The sequence below is a fragment of the Nonomuraea sp. NPDC005692 genome, assembly GCF_040631115.1.
GTDB lineage: Bacteria > Actinomycetota > Actinomycetes > Streptosporangiales > Streptosporangiaceae > Nonomuraea.
On sequence record NZ_JBEXYU010000062.1, the window covers coordinates 1 to 22105 of the forward strand.

At 69.9% G+C, this 22105-nt stretch carries 24 protein-coding genes and 1 pseudogene; 13 read left to right on the forward strand and 12 right to left on the reverse strand.

Annotated features, from left to right (window positions below; translation table 11 throughout):
* The coding region (locus ABZ459_RS51815; RefSeq protein ID WP_357988706.1) for a poly(A) polymerase at positions 1-678 on the forward strand (678 nt) is incomplete at its 5' end.
* Between the two features lie 35 nt (positions 679-713).
* On the opposite strand, the gene ABZ459_RS51820 is transcribed toward ABZ459_RS51815, so the two are convergent.
* Positions 714-998 carry a hypothetical protein gene (locus ABZ459_RS51820; protein ID WP_357988709.1) on the reverse strand — a complete coding sequence of 95 codons (285 nt, stop codon included), beginning with the start codon at positions 996-998 and terminating at the stop codon, positions 714-716.
* 574 nt (positions 999-1572) lie between these two features.
* Here ABZ459_RS51820 and ABZ459_RS51825 point away from each other — a divergent pair.
* From ABZ459_RS51825 to ABZ459_RS51835, 3 genes and pseudogenes are all read left to right on the forward strand, one after another.
* Positions 1573-1770, forward strand: coding sequence for a hypothetical protein (locus ABZ459_RS51825; RefSeq protein ID WP_357988712.1), 198 nt, complete (start codon positions 1573-1575; stop codon positions 1768-1770).
* On the forward strand, positions 1767-3614 hold the full coding sequence (locus tag ABZ459_RS51830) for a zinc-binding dehydrogenase (protein WP_357988715.1): 1848 nt from the start codon (positions 1767-1769) through the stop codon (positions 3612-3614). The genes ABZ459_RS51825 and ABZ459_RS51830 overlap by 4 nt, the downstream gene beginning before the upstream one ends.
* Before the next feature lie 5 nt (positions 3615-3619).
* Positions 3620-3819 (forward strand): annotated as a pseudogene (locus ABZ459_RS51835) (helix-turn-helix domain-containing protein); the annotation flags it as partial.
* Positions 3820-4177: 358 nt separating this feature from the next.
* Here the strand turns inward: ABZ459_RS51835 and ABZ459_RS51840 are convergent.
* From ABZ459_RS51840 to ABZ459_RS51860, 5 genes are all read right to left on the reverse strand, one after another.
* Entirely contained in the window at positions 4178-4345 is a 168-nt protein-coding gene (locus ABZ459_RS51840; protein WP_357988774.1) for a hypothetical protein, read from the reverse strand.
* On the reverse strand, positions 4302-4574 hold the full coding sequence (locus ABZ459_RS51845) for a hypothetical protein (RefSeq protein WP_357988718.1): 273 nt from the start codon (positions 4572-4574) through the stop codon (positions 4302-4304). The genes ABZ459_RS51840 and ABZ459_RS51845 overlap by 44 nt, the downstream gene beginning before the upstream one ends.
* A gap of 150 nt (positions 4575-4724) precedes the next feature.
* Positions 4725-5162: a DUF6640 family protein gene (locus tag ABZ459_RS51850; RefSeq protein WP_357988721.1), complete on the reverse strand. Its 438-nt coding sequence runs from the start codon at positions 5160-5162 to the stop codon at positions 4725-4727.
* Positions 5162-6265: an FAD-dependent monooxygenase gene (locus ABZ459_RS51855; protein ID WP_357988724.1), complete on the reverse strand. Its 1104-nt coding sequence runs from the start codon at positions 6263-6265 to the stop codon at positions 5162-5164. Before ABZ459_RS51855 ends, ABZ459_RS51850 begins: the two co-directional genes overlap by 1 nt.
* Before the next feature lie 20 nt (positions 6266-6285).
* Entirely contained in the window at positions 6286-7029 is a 744-nt protein-coding gene (locus tag ABZ459_RS51860) for a siderophore-interacting protein (protein ID WP_357988727.1), read from the reverse strand.
* Between the two features lie 168 nt (positions 7030-7197).
* Here ABZ459_RS51860 and ABZ459_RS51865 point away from each other — a divergent pair, with 168 nt between their 5' ends.
* Both ABZ459_RS51865 and ABZ459_RS51870 read left to right on the forward strand, forming a co-directional pair.
* Positions 7198-7929, forward strand: coding sequence for a WHG domain-containing protein (locus tag ABZ459_RS51865; RefSeq protein ID WP_357988730.1), 732 nt, complete (start codon positions 7198-7200; stop codon positions 7927-7929).
* A 186-nt stretch (positions 7930-8115) separates the two neighbouring features.
* Positions 8116-8334 carry a hypothetical protein gene (locus ABZ459_RS51870; protein WP_357988733.1) on the forward strand — a complete coding sequence of 73 codons (219 nt, stop codon included), beginning with the start codon at positions 8116-8118 and terminating at the stop codon, positions 8332-8334.
* Between the two features lie 228 nt (positions 8335-8562).
* On the opposite strand, the gene ABZ459_RS51875 is transcribed toward ABZ459_RS51870, so the two are convergent.
* From ABZ459_RS51875 to ABZ459_RS51885, 3 genes are read right to left on the reverse strand one after another with little or no spacing between them, the layout of a single operon-like run.
* Positions 8563-8979, reverse strand: a complete 417-nt coding sequence (locus tag ABZ459_RS51875; RefSeq protein ID WP_357988736.1) for an SDR family NAD(P)-dependent oxidoreductase — start codon at positions 8977-8979, stop codon at positions 8563-8565.
* Positions 8912-9274: an SDR family NAD(P)-dependent oxidoreductase gene (locus ABZ459_RS51880; protein ID WP_357988739.1), complete on the reverse strand. Its 363-nt coding sequence runs from the start codon at positions 9272-9274 to the stop codon at positions 8912-8914. The genes ABZ459_RS51875 and ABZ459_RS51880 overlap by 68 nt, the downstream gene beginning before the upstream one ends.
* 23 nt (positions 9275-9297) lie before the next feature.
* Positions 9298-9951: a GntR family transcriptional regulator gene (locus ABZ459_RS51885; RefSeq protein ID WP_357988742.1), complete on the reverse strand. Its 654-nt coding sequence runs from the start codon at positions 9949-9951 to the stop codon at positions 9298-9300.
* Positions 9952-10007: 56 nt separating this feature from the next.
* Here ABZ459_RS51885 and ABZ459_RS51890 point away from each other — a divergent pair, with 56 nt between their 5' ends.
* The gene (locus tag ABZ459_RS51890) at positions 10008-11213 is read left to right on the forward strand and encodes an aminotransferase class V-fold PLP-dependent enzyme (protein ID WP_357988745.1); all 1206 of its coding nucleotides are present in this window, start codon (positions 10008-10010) and stop codon (positions 11211-11213) included.
* A gap of 136 nt (positions 11214-11349) precedes the next feature.
* Here the strand turns inward: ABZ459_RS51890 and ABZ459_RS51895 are convergent, their stop codons facing one another.
* Positions 11350-11862: a transposase gene (locus tag ABZ459_RS51895; RefSeq protein ID WP_357988748.1), complete on the reverse strand. Its 513-nt coding sequence runs from the start codon at positions 11860-11862 to the stop codon at positions 11350-11352.
* A 60-nt stretch (positions 11863-11922) separates the two neighbouring features.
* Positions 11923-12114, reverse strand: a complete 192-nt coding sequence (locus ABZ459_RS51900) for a transposase (RefSeq protein ID WP_357988768.1) — start codon at positions 12112-12114, stop codon at positions 11923-11925.
* A gap of 165 nt (positions 12115-12279) precedes the next feature.
* On the opposite strand from ABZ459_RS51900, the gene ABZ459_RS51905 reads away from it, so the two are divergent.
* Genes ABZ459_RS51905 through ABZ459_RS51915 form a run of 3 tightly spaced genes read left to right on the forward strand, consistent with a single transcriptional unit; the run spans position 12280 to position 16142 of the window.
* Complete coding sequence (locus ABZ459_RS51905) at positions 12280-13665, forward strand: dsDNA nuclease domain-containing protein (RefSeq protein WP_357988751.1); 1386 nt, start codon at positions 12280-12282, stop codon at positions 13663-13665.
* Positions 13665-14207, forward strand: coding sequence for a hypothetical protein (locus tag ABZ459_RS51910; protein WP_357988754.1), 543 nt, complete (start codon positions 13665-13667; stop codon positions 14205-14207). Before ABZ459_RS51905 ends, ABZ459_RS51910 begins: the two co-directional genes overlap by 1 nt.
* A complete protein-coding gene (locus ABZ459_RS51915; protein ID WP_357988756.1) occupies positions 14208-16142 on the forward strand; it encodes a hypothetical protein in 1935 nt (644 codons plus the stop codon).
* A 291-nt stretch (positions 16143-16433) separates the two neighbouring features.
* Here ABZ459_RS51915 and ABZ459_RS51920 read toward each other — a convergent pair whose 3' ends face one another.
* Positions 16434-17483: a tyrosine-type recombinase/integrase gene (locus ABZ459_RS51920; RefSeq protein ID WP_357988759.1), complete on the reverse strand. Its 1050-nt coding sequence runs from the start codon at positions 17481-17483 to the stop codon at positions 16434-16436.
* A 302-nt stretch (positions 17484-17785) separates the two neighbouring features.
* Here ABZ459_RS51920 and ABZ459_RS51925 point away from each other — a divergent pair, with 302 nt between their 5' ends.
* The 3 genes from ABZ459_RS51925 to ABZ459_RS51935 all read left to right on the forward strand — a co-directional run.
* Positions 17786-19204 (forward strand): hypothetical protein, encoded by a 1419-nt coding sequence (locus tag ABZ459_RS51925; protein WP_357988762.1) that lies wholly within the window; start codon positions 17786-17788, stop codon positions 19202-19204.
* A gap of 326 nt (positions 19205-19530) precedes the next feature.
* Positions 19531-21528 carry a hypothetical protein gene (locus tag ABZ459_RS51930; protein ID WP_357988765.1) on the forward strand — a complete coding sequence of 666 codons (1998 nt, stop codon included), beginning with the start codon at positions 19531-19533 and terminating at the stop codon, positions 21526-21528.
* A gap of 142 nt (positions 21529-21670) precedes the next feature.
* Positions 21671-22105, forward strand: a 435-nt coding sequence (locus ABZ459_RS51935; RefSeq protein ID WP_357988771.1) for a transposase family protein, incomplete at its 3' end; no start/stop codon positions are given.

Consider the following 22105-nt stretch of genomic DNA (forward strand, 5'->3'; position numbering starts at 1 on the left):
AAGGCGTGGGCCCGCGCCAAGGGCCTGGACGCAGCCCCGCTCGGCGGCCTGCCCGGCCTGGCCTGGGCCGTACTGGCCGCGCGCACCGTCCAAGAAGCGGACGCGGACGAGCTGCTCCGCCACTTCTTCAGCACCTGGGCCGCCTGGAACTGGAACGACCCGGTCACCCTCACCCCCGGCCCCACCCCGCCGGCCCAGGACGTCATGACCGTGCTGACGCCCACCGCACCCGTACGCAACTGCGCCCGCCAGGTCACCGCCGGCGGCCTGGACCGGCTCACCCAGGAGCTCTACCAGGCCTGGGAACTCACCGAAGAGGGCCGGTACGACGAGCTGCCCGCCCCGCCGCCCCTCCACCGGCGGCACGCGGCATGGGCGGTGCTGACCGTGCGCCCCGGCCGTACGGAGGAGCTGGACGAGGCGCTCGGCCGCGTCAGGGGACGCATGCTGGAGCTGCTCGCCGCCCTGGAGGAGGCGGGGCTGCCGGACGTTCACGCCTGGCCGCACCCGTTCGAGCGGGAACCCGGGCGGGCCCGGTACACGATCGGCCTCGCCCGTACGCCTCCGCCGGCCGCCAGGCTCACCGAGATCACCGCCCGGTGGACCGCGTCCATGCCCGGCGTGACGATCGAACGGGCCGAGTGGAGCGACGTACCGACCCTGACGGCTCCCTCATAGCGGAACGTCCTCCGGGACGCGCCCGCACAGAACGTTCAGTGCGCGGCGGCGCCGCAGAGGCGCAGCGTGCTCCGCAGGCACAGGGCCGCCGCCTCAGGCGGGGTGAGACGGCCGCCGGAGACCTCGGCCGCGGCGGTGTGCTGGAGCCCGATGACTGCGGCGGCGAGCCAGTCGGCGGGGAGTGACCCGTCGAGCGCGCCCGCCTGCTGGCCGCGCCTGATGAGCCGTTCGAGCCGCGGCGGGACGACGTCGTGGGGATCGTTGCTCTCGGGCCGGATCCGGCTCACGGCCGGGTTGAACAGCAAGGGGTAGCGGCGCAAGAACCGCCAGCCGGCGTCGAGGAACCCGGCCAGGGCGTCGGCGGGCGGGGCGGTGTCGAGCTCGGCCCGGCGCAGCGGTACTGGATCAAGATCAGCGATGCGTAGGACCCGGTGAGTGCCTGACGCTGCCGGGTCTTGTGAGGCGGCAGCATGGCAGCGTGATCCCCCAGGCGGGCCATTCGCCTTCGTATCGTGATTTCACCTGTGCGGCTTCTCCCCGCTGGGCGCTTTGATGGCTGCCTTTCAGTAACTTTCAGCCGTGAGGCAGTCCTTGGCGGGTCTGGTCTTGGAAACATTCGTGTCAGCGCTCGAGAATCAGCCAGCCTTCTGGCGGATAGTGGAATTGCCAACGCATGGGGGTCATGGAGACTATGACGTCATATTCGATCATGACGTCGTAGTTTCGGCACGCAGTGCGTCCCGGGTTTGCTCGGCATCGCGATCGCGCTCGCTCCACAGCGGCCGCTGTCCTTGGCCGTAGCCGAACCTCGGCTCGTCATCGCCCATGATCCCACCGTAGACGCCACGAGACTGCCGTCCAGGTCCTGTGTATCGCCGCAGGTCAGGCAAATCCGTGGCCAAGGCGAACGAGGAGATCTTCAACACCCGGGTGCGGACCAAGCTGCGTGGCTCCTACTCCCACCACTACCGGCGCGGCCTGCCCAAGCCGCTGCGAGCGGTGAAGTTCCGTTCCAACAACGACACCTTCAAACCGGTCACAGCTCTTCGGTTGACCTCAATCGCACTTGAGGTATCAGACTCGGCGTCATGAACGTTGTCGAGGTGACGGAATTCGGCGGTCCCGAGGTGCTCGCGGCCGCGCAGGCGCCCGACCCCGTCCCGGAGGCCGGGCAGGTGCTGATCGGCGTGTCGGCGGTGGACGTCATGTCCATCGACGCGCAGTTGCGTGCCGGGTGGGGGAAGGACTGGTTCCCCGCCCGGCCGCCGTTCGTGCCGGGCACCGGAGTGGCCGGGCGGGTGCTCGCGGCCGGTGACGGCGTGGATCCCTCGTGGGAGGGGCGGCGGGTCGCCGCGCTGCTCCCGGGGGGCGGCGGGTACGCCGAACTGGCCGTGGCCGGGGTGGAGACCGTCGTGGTGGTGCCCGAGGGGGTGCCGCTGTGGCGGGCGGCGGCGCTGATCCAGGTGGGTCCCGCCGCACTGAGCCTGGTAGCGGCGGCCGGGCTGGAGCCGGGGGCGCGGGTGCTGGTCATCGGGGCCGGTGGGGCGCTGGGCCTGCCGATCGTCCGGCTCGCCCGCGCCGGCGGCGCCCGGGTGACGGCGGCGGCGCGCGGCCCGGCCAAGCGGGCGGCTGCCCTGGAGGCGGGCGCGGCGGAGGCGGTCGGCTACGAGGAGGTCTCGGGACCCTTCGACGTGGTGTTCGACGGGGTCGGGGGCGAGATCGGCCGGGCCGCGTTCGAGCTGCTGGAACGCGGCGGGCGGTTCTTCGCGTACGGGGTGAGCAGCGGTTCCGGCGCCCCTGTCGACCCGGCGGAGGCGGAGCGGCGCGGGGTGCGCCTGGTCGGGATGGAGCAGGTGCAGTTCGCCCCAGGCGAGTTCGGGCGGCTGGCCGGGCTGACCATGAAGGAGCTGGCGGCGGGCGGGCTGACGACCCCCGTGGGCCTGGCACTGCCGCTGGAGCGGGCAGCCGAGTCGCACGCCGCGCTGGAGGCGCGCGAGCTCGTCGGCAAGGCCGTCCTGCTCGTCACCGCCGAGGCCGTGCGCCACCACCGGCTCGGTGGCCCCGAGGTGCTGGAGCTGGAGGAGGTCCCGCTCCCGCAGCCGGGCGCCGGCCAGGTGCGGGTCCGGGTCAGGGCGGCTGGTGTGAACGCCATCGACTGGAAGCTCCGCACCGGCTTCCCCGGCGCCACGATCGACGGTCCCCAGGGGACCGGGCTGGACCTGGCGGGCACCGTCGACGCGCTCGGCCCGGGGGTGACCGCCTGGCGGCCGGGCGACGCGGTGTACGGCCAGGGAACGGGCACGCTGGCCGCGTACGCGATCGCCGAGGCGGACGGCCTGGTGGCCAAGCCGGACGATCTCACGTACGAGGAGGCCGCCGCGCTGCCGGTGGCCGTCGAGACAGCCACCCGCACGCTGCGCGAACTCGGCGTCGAGAGGGGCCACACGCTGCTGATCCACGCGGTCGCGGGCGGCGTCGGGCTGGCCGCCGCGCAGCTCGCCCGCGCCGCGGGCGCCGATGTGGTCGGCACCGCGAGCGAGCGCCACCACGCGTTCCTGCGCGGCCTCGGCGTGCGGCCGGTCGTCTACGGCGAGGGCCTGGAGGAGCACCTGCCGCACACCGTGGACCGGGTGCTGGACGCCTCGGGCAGGGACGTGCTGGACCTGTCGGTCAAGCACACCGGCGACCCGGCCAAGGTGGTCACGATCGCGGACATGACGGGGGCGAACCGCCTGGGCGTGCGCTTCTCGACCGGCCGCGACACCTCCCCCGCCGCCCGGGCGCGGGCGTTGCGCGCGGCCGCGGGCGTGGGCGTGCGCATCCCGGTCGCCGAGGTGTTCCCTCTGGAGCGGGCCGCCGACGCTCACCGGCGCAGCCAGGACGGCCACTTCCTGGGCAAGATCGTCGTCAATACGGAAGGATCCCTTCCGTATTAGCCGACATGCTGGAAACCTCGGCTCGCCTGCTCAAGCTGCTGTCCCTCCTCCAGGCGCACCGCGACTGGTCGGGACCCGAGCTGTCCGCCCGCTCGGCGTCTCGACCAGGACCATCCGCAACGACGTCGAGCGCCTGCGCTTGCTCGGCTACCCGGTGCACGCCCCGCCCGGGGTGGCCGGCGGCTACCGCCTGGGCGCGGGCGCCGAGCACGCCACCGGCCGGCTGGACTTCCTCACCGACACCCTGGCCCGCGCGGCGGTCCGCTGCTGTCCGGGACCTGCTGGAGCTCGGCTCGGGCACCGTGGCCCTGGTCGACGCGCTGCTGTTCCGGCCGAGATCATCCGGGTGCTGACCGCCGACGGCGTGCTGATCTGGGCCGGCCAGTTGGGCGCCGACGGGCCGCTGTTTCTGGACACACCCACCGCTATCACCGCATCGGGTAGCGCCTGGAGCGCGGTCCAGGCCGAAGCCGGCTGGACAACTGGGCCGTACTGCGCCGAGCCGGGACGCCTCGGCCGAAGACAGCGGCCTCTCCAGGCAGCTGAGGCACGAGGCCGCGCAGTCAGGCGCCGGGCCCGTCGTTGGCCAGCACCCGGTAGACACTGGCCAACGACGGGTGACGTCCCTTGTTCTTGCCCGTGGTGATGACCAGCTTGGACGCGATCTCCCGCACCGGGACCCCGCGCTCACGCAGGCTGTGCGCATAAGCGACCATGTCGTCGTCGAACACCCTCGGTCGGCCGCCATGGCGGCCGCGCTCGCGGGGCTGAAGCCTGGCCCTCGGGAGACTTCTCCCGGATGTACTCGCGTTCGGATTCGGCCATGCCGGCGAAGAGCAACTCGGCCGCGCCGCGCCCCAGGCGCTTCATCTCATGCACCGTGAAGATCACCCGCTGGTGCGGGACGGCGGACTTGATCGTGCGGACGTACTCCATGGCCTTGGCGAACTCCGGCCGCACCTTCGCGCGTGCTGATCTTCTCAGAGGAGATCGGCTCACATCCTGCCGCCGCCAGGGCGGCTCTCCAGCGGGTGATCTAGCCATTGCTTGGTGATCGTCGGGACGCCGGATCTGTTGGGAGCCCCTAACCAGGCAGGGCTGTGCCGGCCCTCATGGCCGGGCGGCGGAGACCACGGGCATGCGCAGTGTCACCGCTGTCGCGACCAGCAAGGCCACGAGCAGGACGATCGCCATGAAGACCTGCCCGTGCAGACCGAGGACGAAGACAGTGCGGTCGGCGAACTCCGGGTCGTAGGTGGCGGTGCCGGGGAACAGGAGCGCACCGATCATGCCGAGCCACGGGATGGCCAGGACGGCGGCGGCGTGCAGCAGCGTGTTCCGGGCCGGCCGTAGTGCGAGGGCCAGGCCGGTGAGGCCGAGGAGCACGGTCATCACCATGTATTGGGCGTCGTGGAACTTGGCGTGGGGCGGCCAGGTCGGGTTGAAGGCGTGCTGTGCCGCGAGGCCGGGGATGGCCAGGTCGGCGAGCACGGCGCCGACCGTCGTGATCGCTGCGACGGCAATGATCAGGATTCGTGGGAGGGGCATCAGATCGTCCAGGTGTAGGCGGGGGTGAGCGAGCGGGCGAAGAGCACGTTCGGGAGGAGCGGGAGGACCGCGTCCCGCAGGGTGGTCAGCGGCGTGGAGGTCCAGTGCGCGGCGGCGCCGGCCTGACGGGACCTGCGGACGATCAGCTGGGTACGCGGCCTGCGGATGCGGTCGTAGGCCGCCAGCCCTTCGCGTACGCCGAGGGTGTCCACCGCGTGCGCGAGCGTGACCGCGTCCTCGAGCGCCTGGCAGGCGCCCTGCCCCAGGTTGGGGGTCATGGCGTGGGCCGCATCGCCGAGAACGGCGACGTTCCCGGAGACGTACGTCGGCAGCGCCGGCAGCTCGTGGGTGTCGTGTTGCAGCACCGCCTCCTCTTGCGTGGAGTCGAGCAGCGCTGGGATGGGATGGTGCCAGCGGGCGAAGCGTTCGCGCAGCTCGTTCAGGCCGACGTGGGAGCCGGCGGGGGCGTTGGCCATCACGTAGCAGTAGACGCGGCCGTCGGGCATCGGCACCTGCCCGAACCGTTCGCCCCTGCCCCACGTTTCCACGCTTCCCTCGACGGGCTGAGGCGGAGCGATGAGACGCCAGGTGGTGTAGCCGACGTAGCGCGGCCCTGGAAGGTGAGGCCAGAGCGAGCGGCGCGTCACGCTGTGCACGCCGTCGGCGCCCACCACGAGATCCGAGGTGCAGGAGCCGCCGTCGTGGCGGACCGTGCCGTCGGGCCGCACGTGCTGGACGTCGATGCCGGGCCGCAGAGCCTCCGGCGGCACGGCTGCTCTCAGCAGGTCGACCAGGTCGGCCCGGTGCACGGTCACCCACGGGCCGAAGCGGCGCTTGAGGCTCTCGACGTCGTTGCGGATCAGCCAGTCCCCGCGGCTGCTGCGGATCCCCGCGAGCGGGTCGGCCGAGCCACCCGCGCGCAGGCGGTCGCCCAGGCCGACCGCGTCCAGCGCGCGCAGGCCGTTGGGCTGAATGGTCAGTCCCGCGCCCACCTCGGTGAACTCGGCGGCGCGTTCGAGGACCTCCACCTGCCAGCCACGTCTGTGGAAGGCGACGGCCGTGGCGAGCCCGCCGATGCCGCCTCCCACGATGATCACTTTCATGTTTCAGGTCTCCTTGACGGTCAGTGCAGGCCGCGCTTGCCCGGGGCCCAGAACGGCTTGGTCTTGATCGAGGCTCGGGGCCAGTTGCGTTCGCGTATCAGGAAGTCGCGCACCAGCTGGCAGGTTCTGGCCTCGCCTGCCACGTAGGCGGCTCCGGCGTTGCCCGGCAGGTCGAGTTCGGCCACGGCCGCGAGCAGCACCGGGGAGGCGACCGCGGGGGCGCCGTGGCGGTGGACGCGGCGCAGCGTCGGCGTCCCGGGCATGGCCAGGTCGTGCTCGGGGGTCTCGCTCTCCAGGACGCCGAACATCCGGGCGGACGTTCCCAGCGCTCTGATCATCGGTCCGAAGGCGGCGCCGGCGGTCTCCTCTCCGATGAACACGTGGTAGTCGGCCTCGCGGGTGAAGAAGTCGCTTTGCGGCCACCAGAAGGTCACGCGGTTCCCGGGCCGTGCCGCCTGTGCCCACTGCAGTCCGATGCCGTCGCCCGCGTACAGGTGGACGCGCAGTTCGATCGCCTGTCTGCCGGGGTCGAGGTCCCAGATCGTGTACGTGCGCAGCGTCTCGGCCGGGCGCAGGATGCCCGACACCGACAGCGGGTCCCGCAGCTGGATTCTGACGTGCTGGCCGGGCGTCCAGGGGAAGGCGACAGGCTGGTCGGTTTCCAGCCGGATCCGGCGCATGGCGAGGTTGACCTGCTCGGCGACGGTGACGGTCGCCTCCATGGCGTACTTGCCGGACAAGCGGTCGCGTATCAGGCGGGCCATGTCAGGAGTCCTTGCGTCGCCGTACGTGCGCGGATCTGGACATCCGCCACCACACGGCCGTGATCAGCACCATCACCGCGAGAAGGATCCACCACATATCGCTCCTTACGACCTCTAGATTATTTAGAGTCATTAAGGAAGCATAGATGCCCTAAGATGTCAACGGGAATGACAAGAGAGGTGATGATGTCCGCACACACCAGCAGGCGGGAACGGCTGCGCCAGGCCACCCTGGAGGAAATTCACGCGGCCGCGCGCAGGCTGCTGGTCGAGCAGGGATCAGCCGCGGTGACCATCAACGCGGTCGCCCGGCAGGTCGGCATGAGCGGCCCGGCTCTCTACCACTACTACGCCGGCCATGACGAGCTGGTCGGCGCGGTGACCGCGGACTTCTTCCGCGAGCTGGCCGCCGTCATGGAGCAGGCCCGCGACGCCCGCGCCGGCGCGCCGTCCGGCGACCGCCTGCTGGCCGTCTGCCGGGCCATGCGGGCCTGGGCCGTCACCCATCCCGCCGAGTTCGGCTGGATCTTCGCCAGCCCCATCGCCGCCCCCAACCGCGGTGCCGGCTCGGTGCGTCACCAGGCCGCCCTGCGTTTCGAACAGGTCCTGCTCGACCTGACGGTCGAGCTATGGCGGACCCGGCCGTTCCCGGTGCCCGATCTGGCCGACCTGCCCGCCTCCCTGCGCGAGCAGTTGACCGCCTACTCCACCGCCATCGACGGGCTACTGCCGCCCGAGGCCGCACACGTCTTCCTGTCGTGCTGGATCAGGCTGTACGGCCTGCTGTGCATGGAAGTTTTGCACCAACTGGACTTCGCCTACACCGACATGGAGCCCGTCTTCGAAGAGTGCCTGCACGACCTGGCGGTCACCCTCGGCATCGACGACGCGGCGGCATAACTCCGGCCGGTCGTCGGGAACGCGCCAGGAGCCCGTCACCTGGACGTGGTGTGCAGGGTACTCTCGTCGGCGGGTGCTGGTCGGCTTGGGGGCGGGCGTTGCGCAGTGCGGTCTCGACGCCGCGGTTGGTGGTCATGGACCCGGGCGGAAGTGAAGGCCACGCGGCCCATCAGATGGGCCGGGACGATGGCCTGCATTTCCTACGGCGACGGCCCCTACGCCAACACCAGATGGAAGGGCGTCGTGATCTCCCGGGGCGACGGCGGCAGAACGTCCAGCGACGCCGGAAATTACAAGTACTACGCCGGGTCGGCGTGCATCTCGGCACCCGGCCAGTGCCTCGATGTCGAGGGGATCTCGCCGTCATGGACGAGCGTCAAGCTCAACATCGTGCACTGCGGCTGAACCACACCCACACCTGACTCCGCACACGACAACGCCCCGGTCCGCCTCAGGCGGGCTGGGGCGCTGTGTGTTGGCCGGCGGTTCCGCCAATCGCTACAAGGGGGAAAAGGGCGGGGGCGTTCCGGCAGGAGTCACCGGTCTGGGCGCGGCGCCGGACCGCGGCATCCCCCGTGAAGCGCGCCGTCTCGGCCCTGTTCTCCCGAAGCTGCCGCGAAGTGACAAGTAGCCTCAGCGTGTTGTTAGGGCCTTGATCTCTGTGCGAGGTTCAGGAACCTCGCCGCCAGTGAGGGCGGCGAAGTCGGCGCGGGCCTGTTCGACGACTTCCGGGTACGCCTCCCGCTTGGCGTGCTCGGCCAGCGCCCGGTAAATCCTGGCGACGGATGGGTTCTGGCCCTTGCGTTTGCCGGTGGGGATGATCGCGCACATACCGGTCGGCGGCGTCGGGGCAATGTCATGGCCGCCTGCGGCGCCCACGAGGCCGAGCGCGCTGGCAAGGGTGACGATGCGGCCGTATCCCGCGGCTCGCATGAACGGGACGGCCGCCTGGCAGGCCAGGAAGGTCCCGACGACGTTGACCTCAAGGCAGCGCCGGAGCTGGGCCGCGCCGAGCTCGCCGACGTCGCCCCTGGCCTGGATCCCCCGCACTGGTCACCAGAATGTCCAGGCGGCCGAATCGCTCGGCGACCTCGCCCACCACCCGGTGGACGCCCGCTTCGTCGCTGACGTCGCAGGCCAACGCTGAGGCGGCCCGGCCTGTGCAGGATGTGATGCGTGCCGCGGCCCGCTCGCCGGCCTCCCGCCGCCGGCTGACGAGCGCGACCGCCGAGCCGGCCTCCGCGAGGGCGAGCGCGATGGCGTGCCCCAGGCCTGAGGAGCCGCCGGTGACGATGGCGACATGTCCGTCCAGGTCGGTGCGGCGGGCCGAAGTCTTCCCGGTCATGATCTCCCTGTCCGAGCCGCGATCTACCGGGTGGACCGGTGCGCGTCCTGGCCGAGGTAGGCGGCTCCGTTGACCCAGTTCTGGACGAGCCATCGCGCTCCCTCGGCGAGGTCTCCCTCCCGGATCGCGGCGAGGATACGGCGGTGTTCGTCGATGCTGCGCCGAGCCCGGTCGGGGCCGCCGAAATAGAGTACGTCGTAGCGCTTGAGCAGGGGCTTCGTCTGGGCGATGATCCGGATGAGGGGGGCGTTGGCGCAGGCCGAGAGCAACAGGTCGTGCCAGCGGTCGTCGAGCGCAGCCAACCCCTCCCCCTGCTCCAGAACGGCCTGCATCTCCTCGAGCTGCTCCTCCAGCCGGTCAACGAGTCCGAGCAGGTCCTGCGGCGCGGTCCACCGCAGGGCGAGGGCCTCCAACTCGCCTACCAGCGGATACAGCTTGCGGGCCTCGTCGATGTCCAGGGGCGGCACGCGGAAGCCACGCCGCGGCTGGGCGACCAGCAGGCCGCGGTCGGTGAGCTCCACGAGCGCCTCCCGCAGCGGCGTGCGGCTGACCCCCAGCTCGGCCGCCAGGTGGACCTCGTTGACGCGCCCCTCGGCGGGCAGGCGACCGTCCAGAATGCGTGCGGTGACCTGCTCCGATATGTCGCGCCGCAGCGGAGCCGTGTCGCTATGGTTCATTCGCTCCCTCGTTTGCATACAACGTCTCATTACTGTATTCAGTTTATATGTTTTGCATGCAGGCTGTTGAACAGGCTCGGGCCGACACGCCGGGCTGTACTCACGTGACCCACCTGGACAACGCGGGCACCTCGCTGCCTCCCGCGATCGTGACCGACACGGTGATCGCCCACCTGCGCGCCGAGGCGCTGCGCGGCGGCTACCGGGCGGCCGCTGATGCGGCGCCCCGGCTCGCCGCGGTCCGATCCTCCGTCGCTGCCCTGCTCAACGCAGCCGCCGAAGACATCGCACTGACCGACAACGCGACTCGGGCGTGGCAGGCGGTGTTCTACGCCTTGCCGTTCGGCCCCGGCGACCGCATCCTGACCTGCCGCGCCGAATACGCCAGCAACGTCATCGCCTTCCTGCAGGTGGCCGAGCGCACCGGGGCACGCGTCGAGGTGGTCGACGACGATGAAAGCGGCCAGATGGACGTGGAGGACTTGCGGCGCCGCATGGACGGGCGGGTACGCCTCATCGCGATCACCCACGTCCCCACTCAGGGCGGTCTCGTCAACCCCGCCGAGGAGGTGGGGCGGCTGGCCGAGGCGGCCGGCGTGCCGTTCCTGCTGGACGCCTGCCAGTCGGCCGGCCAGCTCGACCTGGACGTCGAGCGGCTGCACTGCGACGCCCTCAGCGCCCCGGGCCGCAAATACCTGCGGGGCCCCCGTGGCACGGGCTTCCTGTACGTGCGGCCCCGGCTGCGCGAGCAGATCCGGCCGGCCGTACTGGATCTACACTCCGCCGCCTGGACCGGCCCGGACAGCTACGAGATCGACAAAACCGCGCGGATGTTCGAGACGTGGGAGCGCAACGTCGCCGCGACGCTCGGCCTGGGCGCCGCTGTCGATTACGCCCTGTCCCTGGGGTTGGGCAACATCGAGGAGCGGGTGCGCGACCTGGCGCGGCGGCTCCGGCAGGGCCTGCGGCAGGTGCCCGGCGTACGGGTCCATGACCAAGGCGTACGGCAGTGCGGCATCGTTACCTTCACCGTCGCGGGGATGCCCTCGGCCGACGTTCACCACAGGCTCGCCGAGTTGGACGTCAACACGTCGGTCTCGCTGCGAGAGTACGCTCGGTACGACATGGGCGCGCGGGGCCTGCCCGACCTGGTCCGCGCGTCGGTGCACTACTACAACACCGACGAAGAGCTGCGCCGACTTGTCGAAACCGTCGAGGGACTTCGACGCCTAGGGCGTGTTTCAGATTTCGGTGTTCGGTGATCTGGTCGGCCTATTGGGGTAGTTGCGGGCGGCCAGCCAGATGGTGAGGTCTTTCGCCACGGCACAACGGTCGGTTTCAGTCGTAAGTTCGTGCTCTCGCCGAGGTACGTCACGGCGTTCGACCTCGTAAGCGCCGTCATCGCGAAGTGCCACCGAGGACCGCGTGTCGGGCTTGGTAGTCCTCGGCATCGAATGCCGGGGGGCGGCCTCCGGCACTACCACGCTTCTTACGGTTGCGGACCTGATCGGCCGGCTCGGGGATGATGCAGCCGATGCCCCGGCGGCGCAGGTAGGCGCGGTTGCCGCGAGAGGAATAGGCCTTGTCTCCCCGCACCCGCTCTGGTCGGCTCCGTGGCCGGCCGGGGCCGATTCGGGGCACACGGATGCCCTCCAGGACCGCGACAAACTGAGGGGAGTCACCCCGCTGGCCCGCTGTGATAATGATCGATAACGGCTTTTGGCCCTGCTCGCACGACAAATGGATCTTGGTCGTGAAGCCGCCGCGTGAGCGGCCCAAACCATGGTCGACAGGCTCGGTCGCCACCCCGCCCGGCGGTTCCTTTTGTGCAGCTCCGTCGGAGCGGGCACCGGTCGCATGCTGGTGGGCACGGCAGATGGTGGAATCGACGCTGACCTGCCAGTTGATCAATCCAGCCGCGTCCGCGCGAGCCTGCAGCCTGGCGATGATCTGTCCCCAGTCTTCGCGCTGTCATCGGCGGAACAGGCCGTAGACCGTCTGCCATGGTCCATAGCATGCGGGCACATCCCGCCATGGGGCACCTGTCCGTACCCGCCACCGGATCCCATCGATGAGCTGCCGTTTCGACCAGATGGCCGGGCGTCCACGCCCGGCCGCATCAGGTAACAACGGCTCCAGCACCGCCCAGTGCGTGTCTGTCAGATCCCGCGGCCCACACCGTGATCAACTTATGAAACACGGCCTAATCAGCTCACTGATCAACTAACAATTCGTCTTTTGCCCGACGGCGTATTGCGTACCGCTCTGTGATCGGTTTCGCTGTTCGTGCGCTTACCGGTTGCAAGGAAGGTGGAATGGACGCTTGTCGTGGCGGGTGACGCTGTTTCAGGAGCCGGGCAGGAGCATGGGTTCTCCGTCGGCGTCGACCGGAGCAGTCAGCTCGAGCTGGACCTTTTTCGGTGGCCGGCCGAGGATGCGGGCGCGCCGACTCAGGGCAACTACCACTACCAGACCGAGATCATCGCCTCGTACTGCCTGAGCCTGCACACCGACACGTCGATCGTGGAGATCATCTGTGAGTGGCAGGAAGACTTCATTATCGTGCGGGACAGACCGCCCCTCCTGGAGCTGGTGTCAGTCAAGCACCACAACCGGATGCTTTACACCACGATGAAGTCGCTCTGCGACGACGGCGGGATTGCGCACCTGTTCGATCGGTGGCTCGGTTACACCAGCCAGCCGGTCGTACGGCTGGCCAGCAACACTCGTCTGGGCGGCAGACCGGGTGAGTACATGCCGCGTGCCCTGCTGGAGGTGTGCCGGGCCGGTGAACTGGACACGCCGCGGGGGACCGCGCTGATCGCGCACCTGGCGTGGGCCATGATGGAAATTGCGGCGAAGTCCACCACCCTGGACAACATTCCCAGACCCGTCGCGCCGGTGCCGCCCAAACCGAAACGGCACGACCCGGCTGATCTGCCGACAGGGCTGTTCGAGATGCTCCTGCGGTTCGTGCGCAGCTGCCAGTTCGACTGCGAGCGGCCGGCGAAGCGTGACATACGGGACGTCAACATCCGGCAGATTGTGGAACCCGCGGCCGCCACGCTTGGCTTCGCGCCATCGGCAGCCGCTGACGTCTACAAGGCGGTCGTCGATCTCGTCGCGGAGGCGAGCCGGGACGACAGCGGCAGACCCATCGACCTGGCCCAATATCTGACCAACCCCGGCGCCTACGACCCGCGGTCGGAGATCGCGCAGACGGTTCAGCGGCGGACGGTCTCGCGTGAGGCGGTCCTGGACGCGATCCGGCTGGGCACGCGGCGCGCTGTCGGCGACCCAGTTTCGCTGCTGAGGTCCGGGCAGACGCCGCCACGTGCCCCCGGCGGTCATCGCCTCATCGAAAAGATGCGCGACGCCCTGATGGGCGATGACGAACGGGACAACGCCTTAGGCCTGCGGGACCTGTGGCTGCACATCTGGCCGCAGGCCAGGACCGGGTTTCCGGAGGACATCGAGACGCAGTTCCGACTGGAGATGGAGATCCTCGACATCGTCCGCCGGATCCGTGCCCAGCTGATCGGCACCAGCGGCCACTACGGCATCCAGTTCCAGGACCTGCTGCATGCTGAACTGCGCCGGGCAGAGCTCAGCAAAAAGATCAGCGTGCCACTCGACGACTTCCACATCCTCGGGTACGCCTACGAGCTGAGCGACATGTGCAAGTTCGGGTTCTCGCGACCGGCAGGTGGATGATGACCACTCCGCTGCCCGCTGCCGCTGTCCTGGCGATCCGCCAGGAGAGCCTCTATCACGAGGCCCGAGTCCTCATCCTCATCTACCAGTTCACCCAGCCGGACGAACCATTTCGCGGCCTGACCAAACTCGCGAAGATCGATTTCCTACTCCGGTATCCGGTCATGGCCGAACGCCTCCTACCGGCCGGCGCCGCCAGGCCGGGCGTCGCACCGACCGACGACGAGCGACACGCAGTGGAAAGCCGCATGATCCGCTACAAGTACGGGCCATGGGACGACCGCTACTACCCCATCCTCGGCGCGCTGGTCGGCAAACGCCTCGCGACGTTCGCCCGGGTCGACGGCTCCACCGAGATCACCCTGACCGACGCCGGACGCGACCTCAGCGCCGCCTTGGAAGCAACCAGCCCGTGGGCGGTCGTGGCCAAGCGGGCCCGATTGCTACGCGCACACTTCGACCTGCCCGGCCGAGATCTGAAAGACCTCATCTACGAACAGTTGCCGGACATCGTCGCACTCCCGCTCAGAAGCGAGATTTAGATGGCCACGAACCTGCGTATCCGGTCCCTGACCGTCTCGACCAACCGGGCGTCGCACACGTTCGACTTCACGTCCCCACTGACGTTCGTCACCGGCACGACGACGATGGGCAAATCCACGCTGCTGATGCTGATCAAGCACGCGTTCGGCGGAAACGCGGCCCTAACCCCCGCGGTGGTCCAGCACGTCACCTACGTCGACCTCGCCATCCAGGCCGGGGAATCGTCGATGATCCTGCGCCGCCGAATCGGCGCTGACTCCGGCCTCGTGGAGATCATCGAACCCGGCTCGCACCTGGTTCAACACACCTGGACGGTCAGTCCCAAACCCGCCGACGGACCGTCCATCTCCCGGTTCCTGCTCGAGGCGCTGGGGATCCCAGTCGAACGGGTGCCGACGACCCGGGCCGGCGCCAATTCCCGCACCGTCGCCCTGACCTTCAAAGACATCTTCCGGTACTGCTTCCTGCAGGCCAAGGAGATCGACCGGTCGGTCGTCGGGCACCTCGACACCACGAACACCAACCCGAAACGCATCGCCGCGTTCGAGTTGATGTTCGGCCTCACCGACCCGGAACTTGTCGAGTTGAAACGCCAGCGAGGGATCGCCCGCGACCGCGCCAAACAACTGGACAAGGACGCCGCCGCGATCGACCGGTTCATCCGCGACACCGGCATCGCCGATGTCGACGAGCTGCGGGCCCGCCGCATGGACCTGCTGCAGCAGCTCGCGGCGGCGGAGGACAAACTGCGGGCCACCCGCGACGAATTCGCCGCGCTGACCAATGCGGAAGAACACCGCCGCGCCGAGCTGTCCGAGGCCCTGACCGCATCGCAAAAGCGGCACGAGGAAGCCGACCTGCTCGCAGTCACCGTTCGCGGCCGCGAGGCCGCCCTCGCCCAACTGCGCCTAGACCTGGCCAAGGCCGAACGGCGCAGTACCGCGATCGGGCTGCTCGCGCCATTCGAATTCGTCACGTGCCCGCGCTGCATGCAGGACCTCGACGGCCGCGATGTCCCCGAGACGGACTGCCGCCTGTGCTGCCAGCCGCTCGCCCCGGTCGACATCGAAGACGTTCACGCCTCCGACCAGAACGCCGACCGAATCCGGGCACAGATAGAAGAAACGGAAACTCTGCTCCACGCCGACATCAACGCGCTCGAACAGGCCCGGCTGACGGCCCGCCACACGGACCTGCACCTGGACACCCTCCACCGCGACTACGACCAGGCGACCGCCAGCGCGGCCTCCCCGCGGATCGAGGCGGTCGCCCAGCTGAGCCGGCAGGCGGAATCCCTGCACCACCGCATCAACGAGACCGGCCAGCACATGCAGATGTGGCGGCGGCTCGACCAGGTCCGCGCCGAGGCCGCTGCCCACCGTAAGACGGACCGGCAGCTCAAGGTGGACATCACTGAACGGGAGAAGGCCCTCCGCACCCGCGGCGCCCAACTCGATGACATCAGTGCAGCGTTCACCGACGAGGTCAATCTGATCGGCATTCCCATCGACGGCATCGCCCGCATCGATCCGGACACCTTCCTGCCGCTGGTGGGAGATACCGCGTTCGAAGACCTACAGGCCAGCGGAGGCGGCGCCAGCACCGCGCTCAACATCGCTTACCACCTGACCCTGCTCACCACCGCGCTCGACCATCCCGACGTCCTGCTGCCGAGCCTGCTGATCATCGACTCCCCACGTAAAGCGATCGGCACCGTCGACCGGGACCGCGAACTCGGCCGCCGCATCTACAGCCGCCTGGCCACCCTCACCGAGGCATACAAGGACCGGATCCAGCTGATCGTGGCCGACAATGACATCCCTGCCGAGCTCGTGACCACGCGCAACACGATCGTGCTCACCTCCGAGCGCTCGACCGTCCCCGGCGTCACCAACAGCGGCGTCGGCGAAGGCCAGCGAGTCGAGGACCTATGACGCCGGAAACCACCTCAATCGCGCCCCGGGAGGAGCGAGGCCGGCAACGCCCTCAGAACCTGCTGACGAAGGGCTTCAATGGAACTGCCCGAGCGGTGCTGCCGATTCCACGTGCTGGCGCCGGCTGCGGCCGAGGGGGCTGGAGCGGGCAGTGCATGAGGCGCGGCCCGAGCTGTGAGCGGGCGAATTCGAGCACGACGTGGCGCCACGACGTGGCTTCGGTCGCGGGCGAGTCGCCCCATCGCCGAACGGCTGGACCAGTTCACCAGGCAGCTCGGCGAGCCGCCGATCTCATAGTCCGATGCCGTGCAGGGGGTTGTCGTTCCATTTGTCGGCCTGGCGGATGTAGCCGGCGACGACGGGGGAACCGTCGGCCCAGCGTCCATGACGGGTGATCGCGGACATGGGCGCGCCGGCTTTGGCGGCGGAGGTGGCGCCGCCGGCGCGCAGGCCGTGCGCGGTGTAGGCATCGGCGTGGTCGAGGCCGGCGGCTGCCGCGGCCCGTTTGACGATCAAGTTGATCGACTGCGAGGTCAGCCGTTCACGGCGGCCGCGCCCGGCGGCGGGATGAGCGTGGGCGGCGATGCGGCCGTGCCGGTCGATCGGGCGGAACAGCGGTCCGGTCGTCAGGCCGGCGGCCGCCAGGTCGGTGAGCCATGCGCGGGTCACCCTGATGGGGCAGGTCTGCGGGTGCTGGCCGTAGGGGATGGCGACGATCTCGCCGTGGGCGTCCTGGTCGGTCTTGCTGTACGGGATGTACAGCTCCAGGCCGTCAGCGGTGGAGGTGAGGTCGTCGATGTCGATGTCGGTGATCTCCGAGCGGCGGCCCATCAGGGCGAAGCCGAGCACCAGGACAGCGCGGTCACGCCGTCCTGCGGGGGTGCCGTCCGGCAGGGCGTCGACCATCGCGCGCAGCCGGTCGACGGTGATCGGCGGGGATTTGCGGGGGCGGTGGCCCTGCTGGGCGCGTTCGCGGCGGTAGGCGCGCAGGGCCAGCCGGGCCGCGGTGGTGGCGGGTTTGGCGAGCTGGGCGTGGTCGTGGGCGGCCAGCACGCAGGCCAGTGCGCGGTCGATGGTGGAGGGGGCGTAGTGCTGGGCGGCCAGGTGGGCGACGTAGTTGGCCAGGGTCGCGGGGGTGGCGGGCAGCAGGGTGCGGCCGGTGGACTGACACCAGGCGGCGTAGGCGCCGAAGTCGCGGGCGTAGGCGAGACGGGTGTTGGCGGCCAGGCCCTCTTCGACGAGCCGGGCCGTCCGGCCCTCCAGGAGGTGCTCATCCGGGGCGGCGGGCGGCGCGGGGGCGCGCTCCGGTAGCCGTTCGGGAGCGCCCATATGGTTTTTCATGATCAACTCCCTGGTTAGCGATAAGTGAGCTTATCGCTAACCAGTCCTGAAGGTACTGATCTCCGGGGAGGCGGGAGGAGTGGCGGGCATCGGCTGCGGATCACGCCACTGACAGCAGGCGGGAATCCCGCTGACAGCAGGTGAGAAAACACCAGGTCAGAAAGATGAGAACTCTCATTCAGACGGCCGACGATCATCGTATCTCACACAATCAGAAATTGTGTGAGATGGTCACGTATGGACATTAATCGTATCCATATCCGTCTCCACGGCTACGGATACGACTTTCATATAGTCCCTGCATGGGTGAACGTGAGGAGCTGGCGGGGCCAGCAGCGCAGGGCGCCGGGGATTCCATCGCGGGACAGCTCGGGTTCACTCCTACGGGCGAACCGTCCGATCCCGACCCCGTGGCGGAGCAGGCGGACGGGGAGGGTGTGCCGGGGCCGCTGCCCGGCCGGGTGGAGGAGGCGGTCGCCGCCGAGCGGGCCGTGCGTACCCGCGCCGCCGGCCGGCGGGCCTGCCGGTACTGCGGCGGCGCCCTGCCGCCGGGCAAGCGCGCCGACGCGCTGGACTGCAGCCCCGATCACCGCACCCGCTACCACCGCGAGCGCGTCCCGGCTGAGACCGCCGCCGCCCGCGACAGCGGGCAGGTGCGTCTGGAACAGGCCCAGGCCGTACTCGGGCCGCTGGCCGACCAGATCGCCGCCGCGGCGACCGGGCTGCGCGCCGACCTGGACCGGGCCGTCGCCGACACGCTCGCCCAGGCCCAGGCCGCCCGCGCCGACGTCGCGCAGGCGCGCCGCGAGAGGAGCGAGGCCAACACCCGTGCCGAGCTGGCCGACTGCCGCGCCCAGGCCGCCCGGGAGAAGCAGGAGGCCGCCGAGCTGGAGCAGCGCCGCGCTCAGCGGGAGGCCAACGGCCAGGTCGACGCGGCCAAGGCCGACGCCCGCGACGCCTGGGCCCAGGTCGCCGAGCACGAACGCGCCCGCGGCGCGGCCGAGCAGGCCCGCGACAACGCGCTGCGCGAGCGGGAGCAGGCCGAGGTCGAGCAGCAACGGATGGCCGCCCTGCTGGAGGAGGCCCGGCGCGAGCTCGACCGGCTGCGGGCCGCCGCAGAAGAGCACGCCCGGCACGCCGAGACCCTACGGGCCGCAGCCGCTGATGCCGACCTCGCCCGCGAGCGTGCCGAGCACGACAGCCGCCAGGCCCAGGCCCGGGCCGAGACTGCCGAGGGCCGCGCCGAGACCGCCAGGCAGGAGGCGACTCAGGCGCGTTTGGCCCTGGCCGCCGCCCAGGGCGAAGCCGCCGCCGCCACGCGGCTGCAGGCCCGCGCCGAAGAGGAGCTGCGCCAGGCCGGCACCGACCGCGATCTCCAGCGCGAGCGCGCCGTGGCCGCCGAACAGCAGGCCCGCGCCGCCCGGGCCGAACGCGACCGTGACGCCGAGCAGGTGCGAGAACTGCGCGACCGGCTGGCCGCCGCCCAGGCCGCCGCCGGGCTGGTGCTGCCCGACCTGGCCGACCTCAGCGGCGACCTCGGCGACGACGTGCGCGGGGTGAGGTTGCCCGAGGTCGGCATCGCCGTCGCCCGGCAGCCGGACGGCGCCGTGGTGCTGCACCACCAGGGCCGGCAGATCCGGCTGAGCGACGGCCGGCACGCTGCCGCGCACGGCCGCGCCTTGGCCGCCGCGCTGCTGGCCCTTGCCTTGCCACGATCCTGAGCGCCCTGCGCCCCGTCCCCATCTGCTGTTCGACGCCGGCGACGGATGACCGCGCTGTCCGGTCTTCGAGGAGGCAGAGATCAGTGGTACGCCTGTCGCCGCACTCCCGGGCGGGAGAGGAGGGTTTGCCGTCTGCGCAGCGTGCCGTGAGAGGTAGAAGGGCAGGCCATCGTCGGGACATCGAACCGCGGAGGTGACCGCACCCCGTTGGCCGGTTGCGGACAATTCCCGTCTACGCCTGCCCGAGGGGTGTAATCGACCCTTTGCGATACGTAACGTCAATGCCGGTCCGGTCCGTGCGGGACCGGCCGTGATGGAGGTAGCGCATGCCATATCCCACGCGCGCGGAGCGACTGGACCGCGTACGGGCCACCCTGCAGGGCCGCCCGGCCACCGAACGCCTCGCCCACCGGGCAACGCCCTCCCCGGCCGTCTTCTTGCTGGTCGGGGTGATGCTGCGCGGCGCCGCGCGCCTGGAGGCCGGGCTGGAGCTGACCGAGCTCGAACAAGAACTCCTCGACATGCTCCGGCCACTGGCGGACGACGACGAGGAGGTCCGTGCCTTCGGCCGCACCTTCACCGAGGAGAACACGGCCGGCACCCGCCAGATACTCTCCGCCACCGTGGCCGATCGCCCCCTCACCGAGGGCTACACACAAGACGACCTGGCCAAGGACATCGCCGCCCTCGGCGAGGAACTCCGCGCCCTGCCCAACGTGAACTTCGTGAACATCGATGCCCTCAACGAGGACGAGCCCCTCGACAGCGAGGACTTCCTCCAGGCCATGGCCGACTACGGCTACGGCGTCACCGTCGTCGGCAGCTCCCGCTCTGACACCGCGACCCCGGTCTCGCCCCCGCCGATAGACCTGAGACTGGACCTGCAACGGTTCGAATGCCGGCGCAGTACCGGAGACACAGTGTTCGGCCCTCAAGACGAGATCTACTGGGCCTACGCCTCAGCCAACGAGACCGCCAGGAACAAGTGGAACAAGACACGGGAGTACGGCGACATCCAAACCGGTTCGGTGCGCGTGTTCGACGCGGGCACCACCCTGTTCAACGGCCGGGTCGGCAACAGCCTGCCCATCCACATCCAGTGCTGGGAAGCCGACGACAGCCCCTCCTCCTGGCACAACAAGCTCGTCGAAGACCTGAAGAAGATCGGCGACAAGCTGCAGCAGATCGCCTACCAGTTCAAGGACAATCCCGCCTGGTACTGGGAGGGCGGCGGAGCGGACATCGGGGATTACCTCACTGTCATCACCGCGCTCGTCCAAGCGCTGATCGAGTGGTTCCGCAACGACGACGACCTGGTGCAGAGTCGCACCATCGTCTTCAGCCGGCCCGCGCTCGCCGCGCTGGCCAACCGCCCGGGCGCCACCGACCACTGGGGCTTCAACGGCATCGGCCGTTTCGATCTCCACATCCGCCTCACCCTGCCTGACGAGGAACGGCTGCGCCTGACCACTTCCTCCAACACCAGTACCTGGAGCCAGGGCGCGCTGCTGCCCACCGCTACCGCCCGCACGGGCGCCGCGCTGGCTGTCTTCGACGACAAGCTGTACTGCGCGCACACCAGCGGCGATTTCCAGCAAATGTGGTGGTGCCACTACGACGGCACCAACTGGGGCCCCGACACCCTCTTCCCCGGCCCCCTCAGCAACGCCGCGCCCGCACTGGCCGCCTACGACAACAAGCTGTACTGCGTCCACCGTGGCAGTAACGACAACGAGCAGCTGTACTGGTCGACCTTCGATGGCACCAGCTGGAGCGCCGCAACGCCGATCGGCGGCCACGCCAGCCCCTCCGCGCCGGCGCTGGCGGTTCTCGGGAACAACCTGTACTGCGTCTACCGTGGCCAGGGCAACGGCCATCTGCATACGGTGTACTACAACGGCAACGGCTGGTACCACGGCAACGGCTGGAGCCAGAAGAGCGCGGACGGTCCGGCACTCGCCGTGTTCCAGAACAAGCTGTACTGCGTCTTCCGCGGCCCAGACTCCGACGAAAGGCTCTACTGGGCGCGCTTCAACACCGTGGGCGGCGGCAGCTGGAGCAGCCCCGCCCCCTTGGGCACCCACAACAGTGCCGTCTCCCCATCCCTGACGGTCTTCAACGACGGCACCGGCGCCAAGCTGTATGTCGTCCACCGCGGCAGCTACACCAATCGCAACACCAAGCTCTACTGGTCCAGCTTCAACGGCACCAGCTGGAGCACCGACACCCCCTTCAGCCCCGCTGTCACCTCCGTCGAACGCCCTGCGGTCGCGGCGTACGACGGCAAACTTCACGTCGTCCACCGCGGCGGCGGCCTGCTGTAACCATCACCGCCGCAGCCCCGCCGAGCGCGCGGCCCCGCGGGACTGTAAGAACAACAACGGCTCTGTCGCAGATTCGGTGGTGACGGACAGGGTCATCAGGTCACGCTGAGTTGTGATCGACGTCAACGAGTTGGTGCAGACGGTGTTCTCAGGGCTATCGCCGCTGGTAGTGGAGGACATAGCGGACCAGGGTGAGCAGATTCGGGTACGGGCGCGAACCCTGAACGGCTCTTCTGCCGACTGCCCGGCCTGTGGAGCCGGGACAACTCGCGTGCATGGCTATCACGAGCGCACTCTGGCCGATGTCGCGGTGGACACACGTCGCGTGCTGGTGATGGTGCGGATCCGCCGCATGGTCTGCCCGACCCGCGGCTGCCGCCAGACCTTCCGGGAGCAGCTGCCCGGCGTGCTGGAGCGCTACCAACGCCGCACGCCCCGCCTGGCCTCACAGATCGGAGCGGTGGTCCGCGAACTGGCCGGATGTGCCGGCGTGCGCCTCTTGTCCGCGATGGCCGTGCACCTATCCCGGCATACCGCCCTGCGGATCCTGTTACGCCTGCCCCTGCCACCGCCGCGC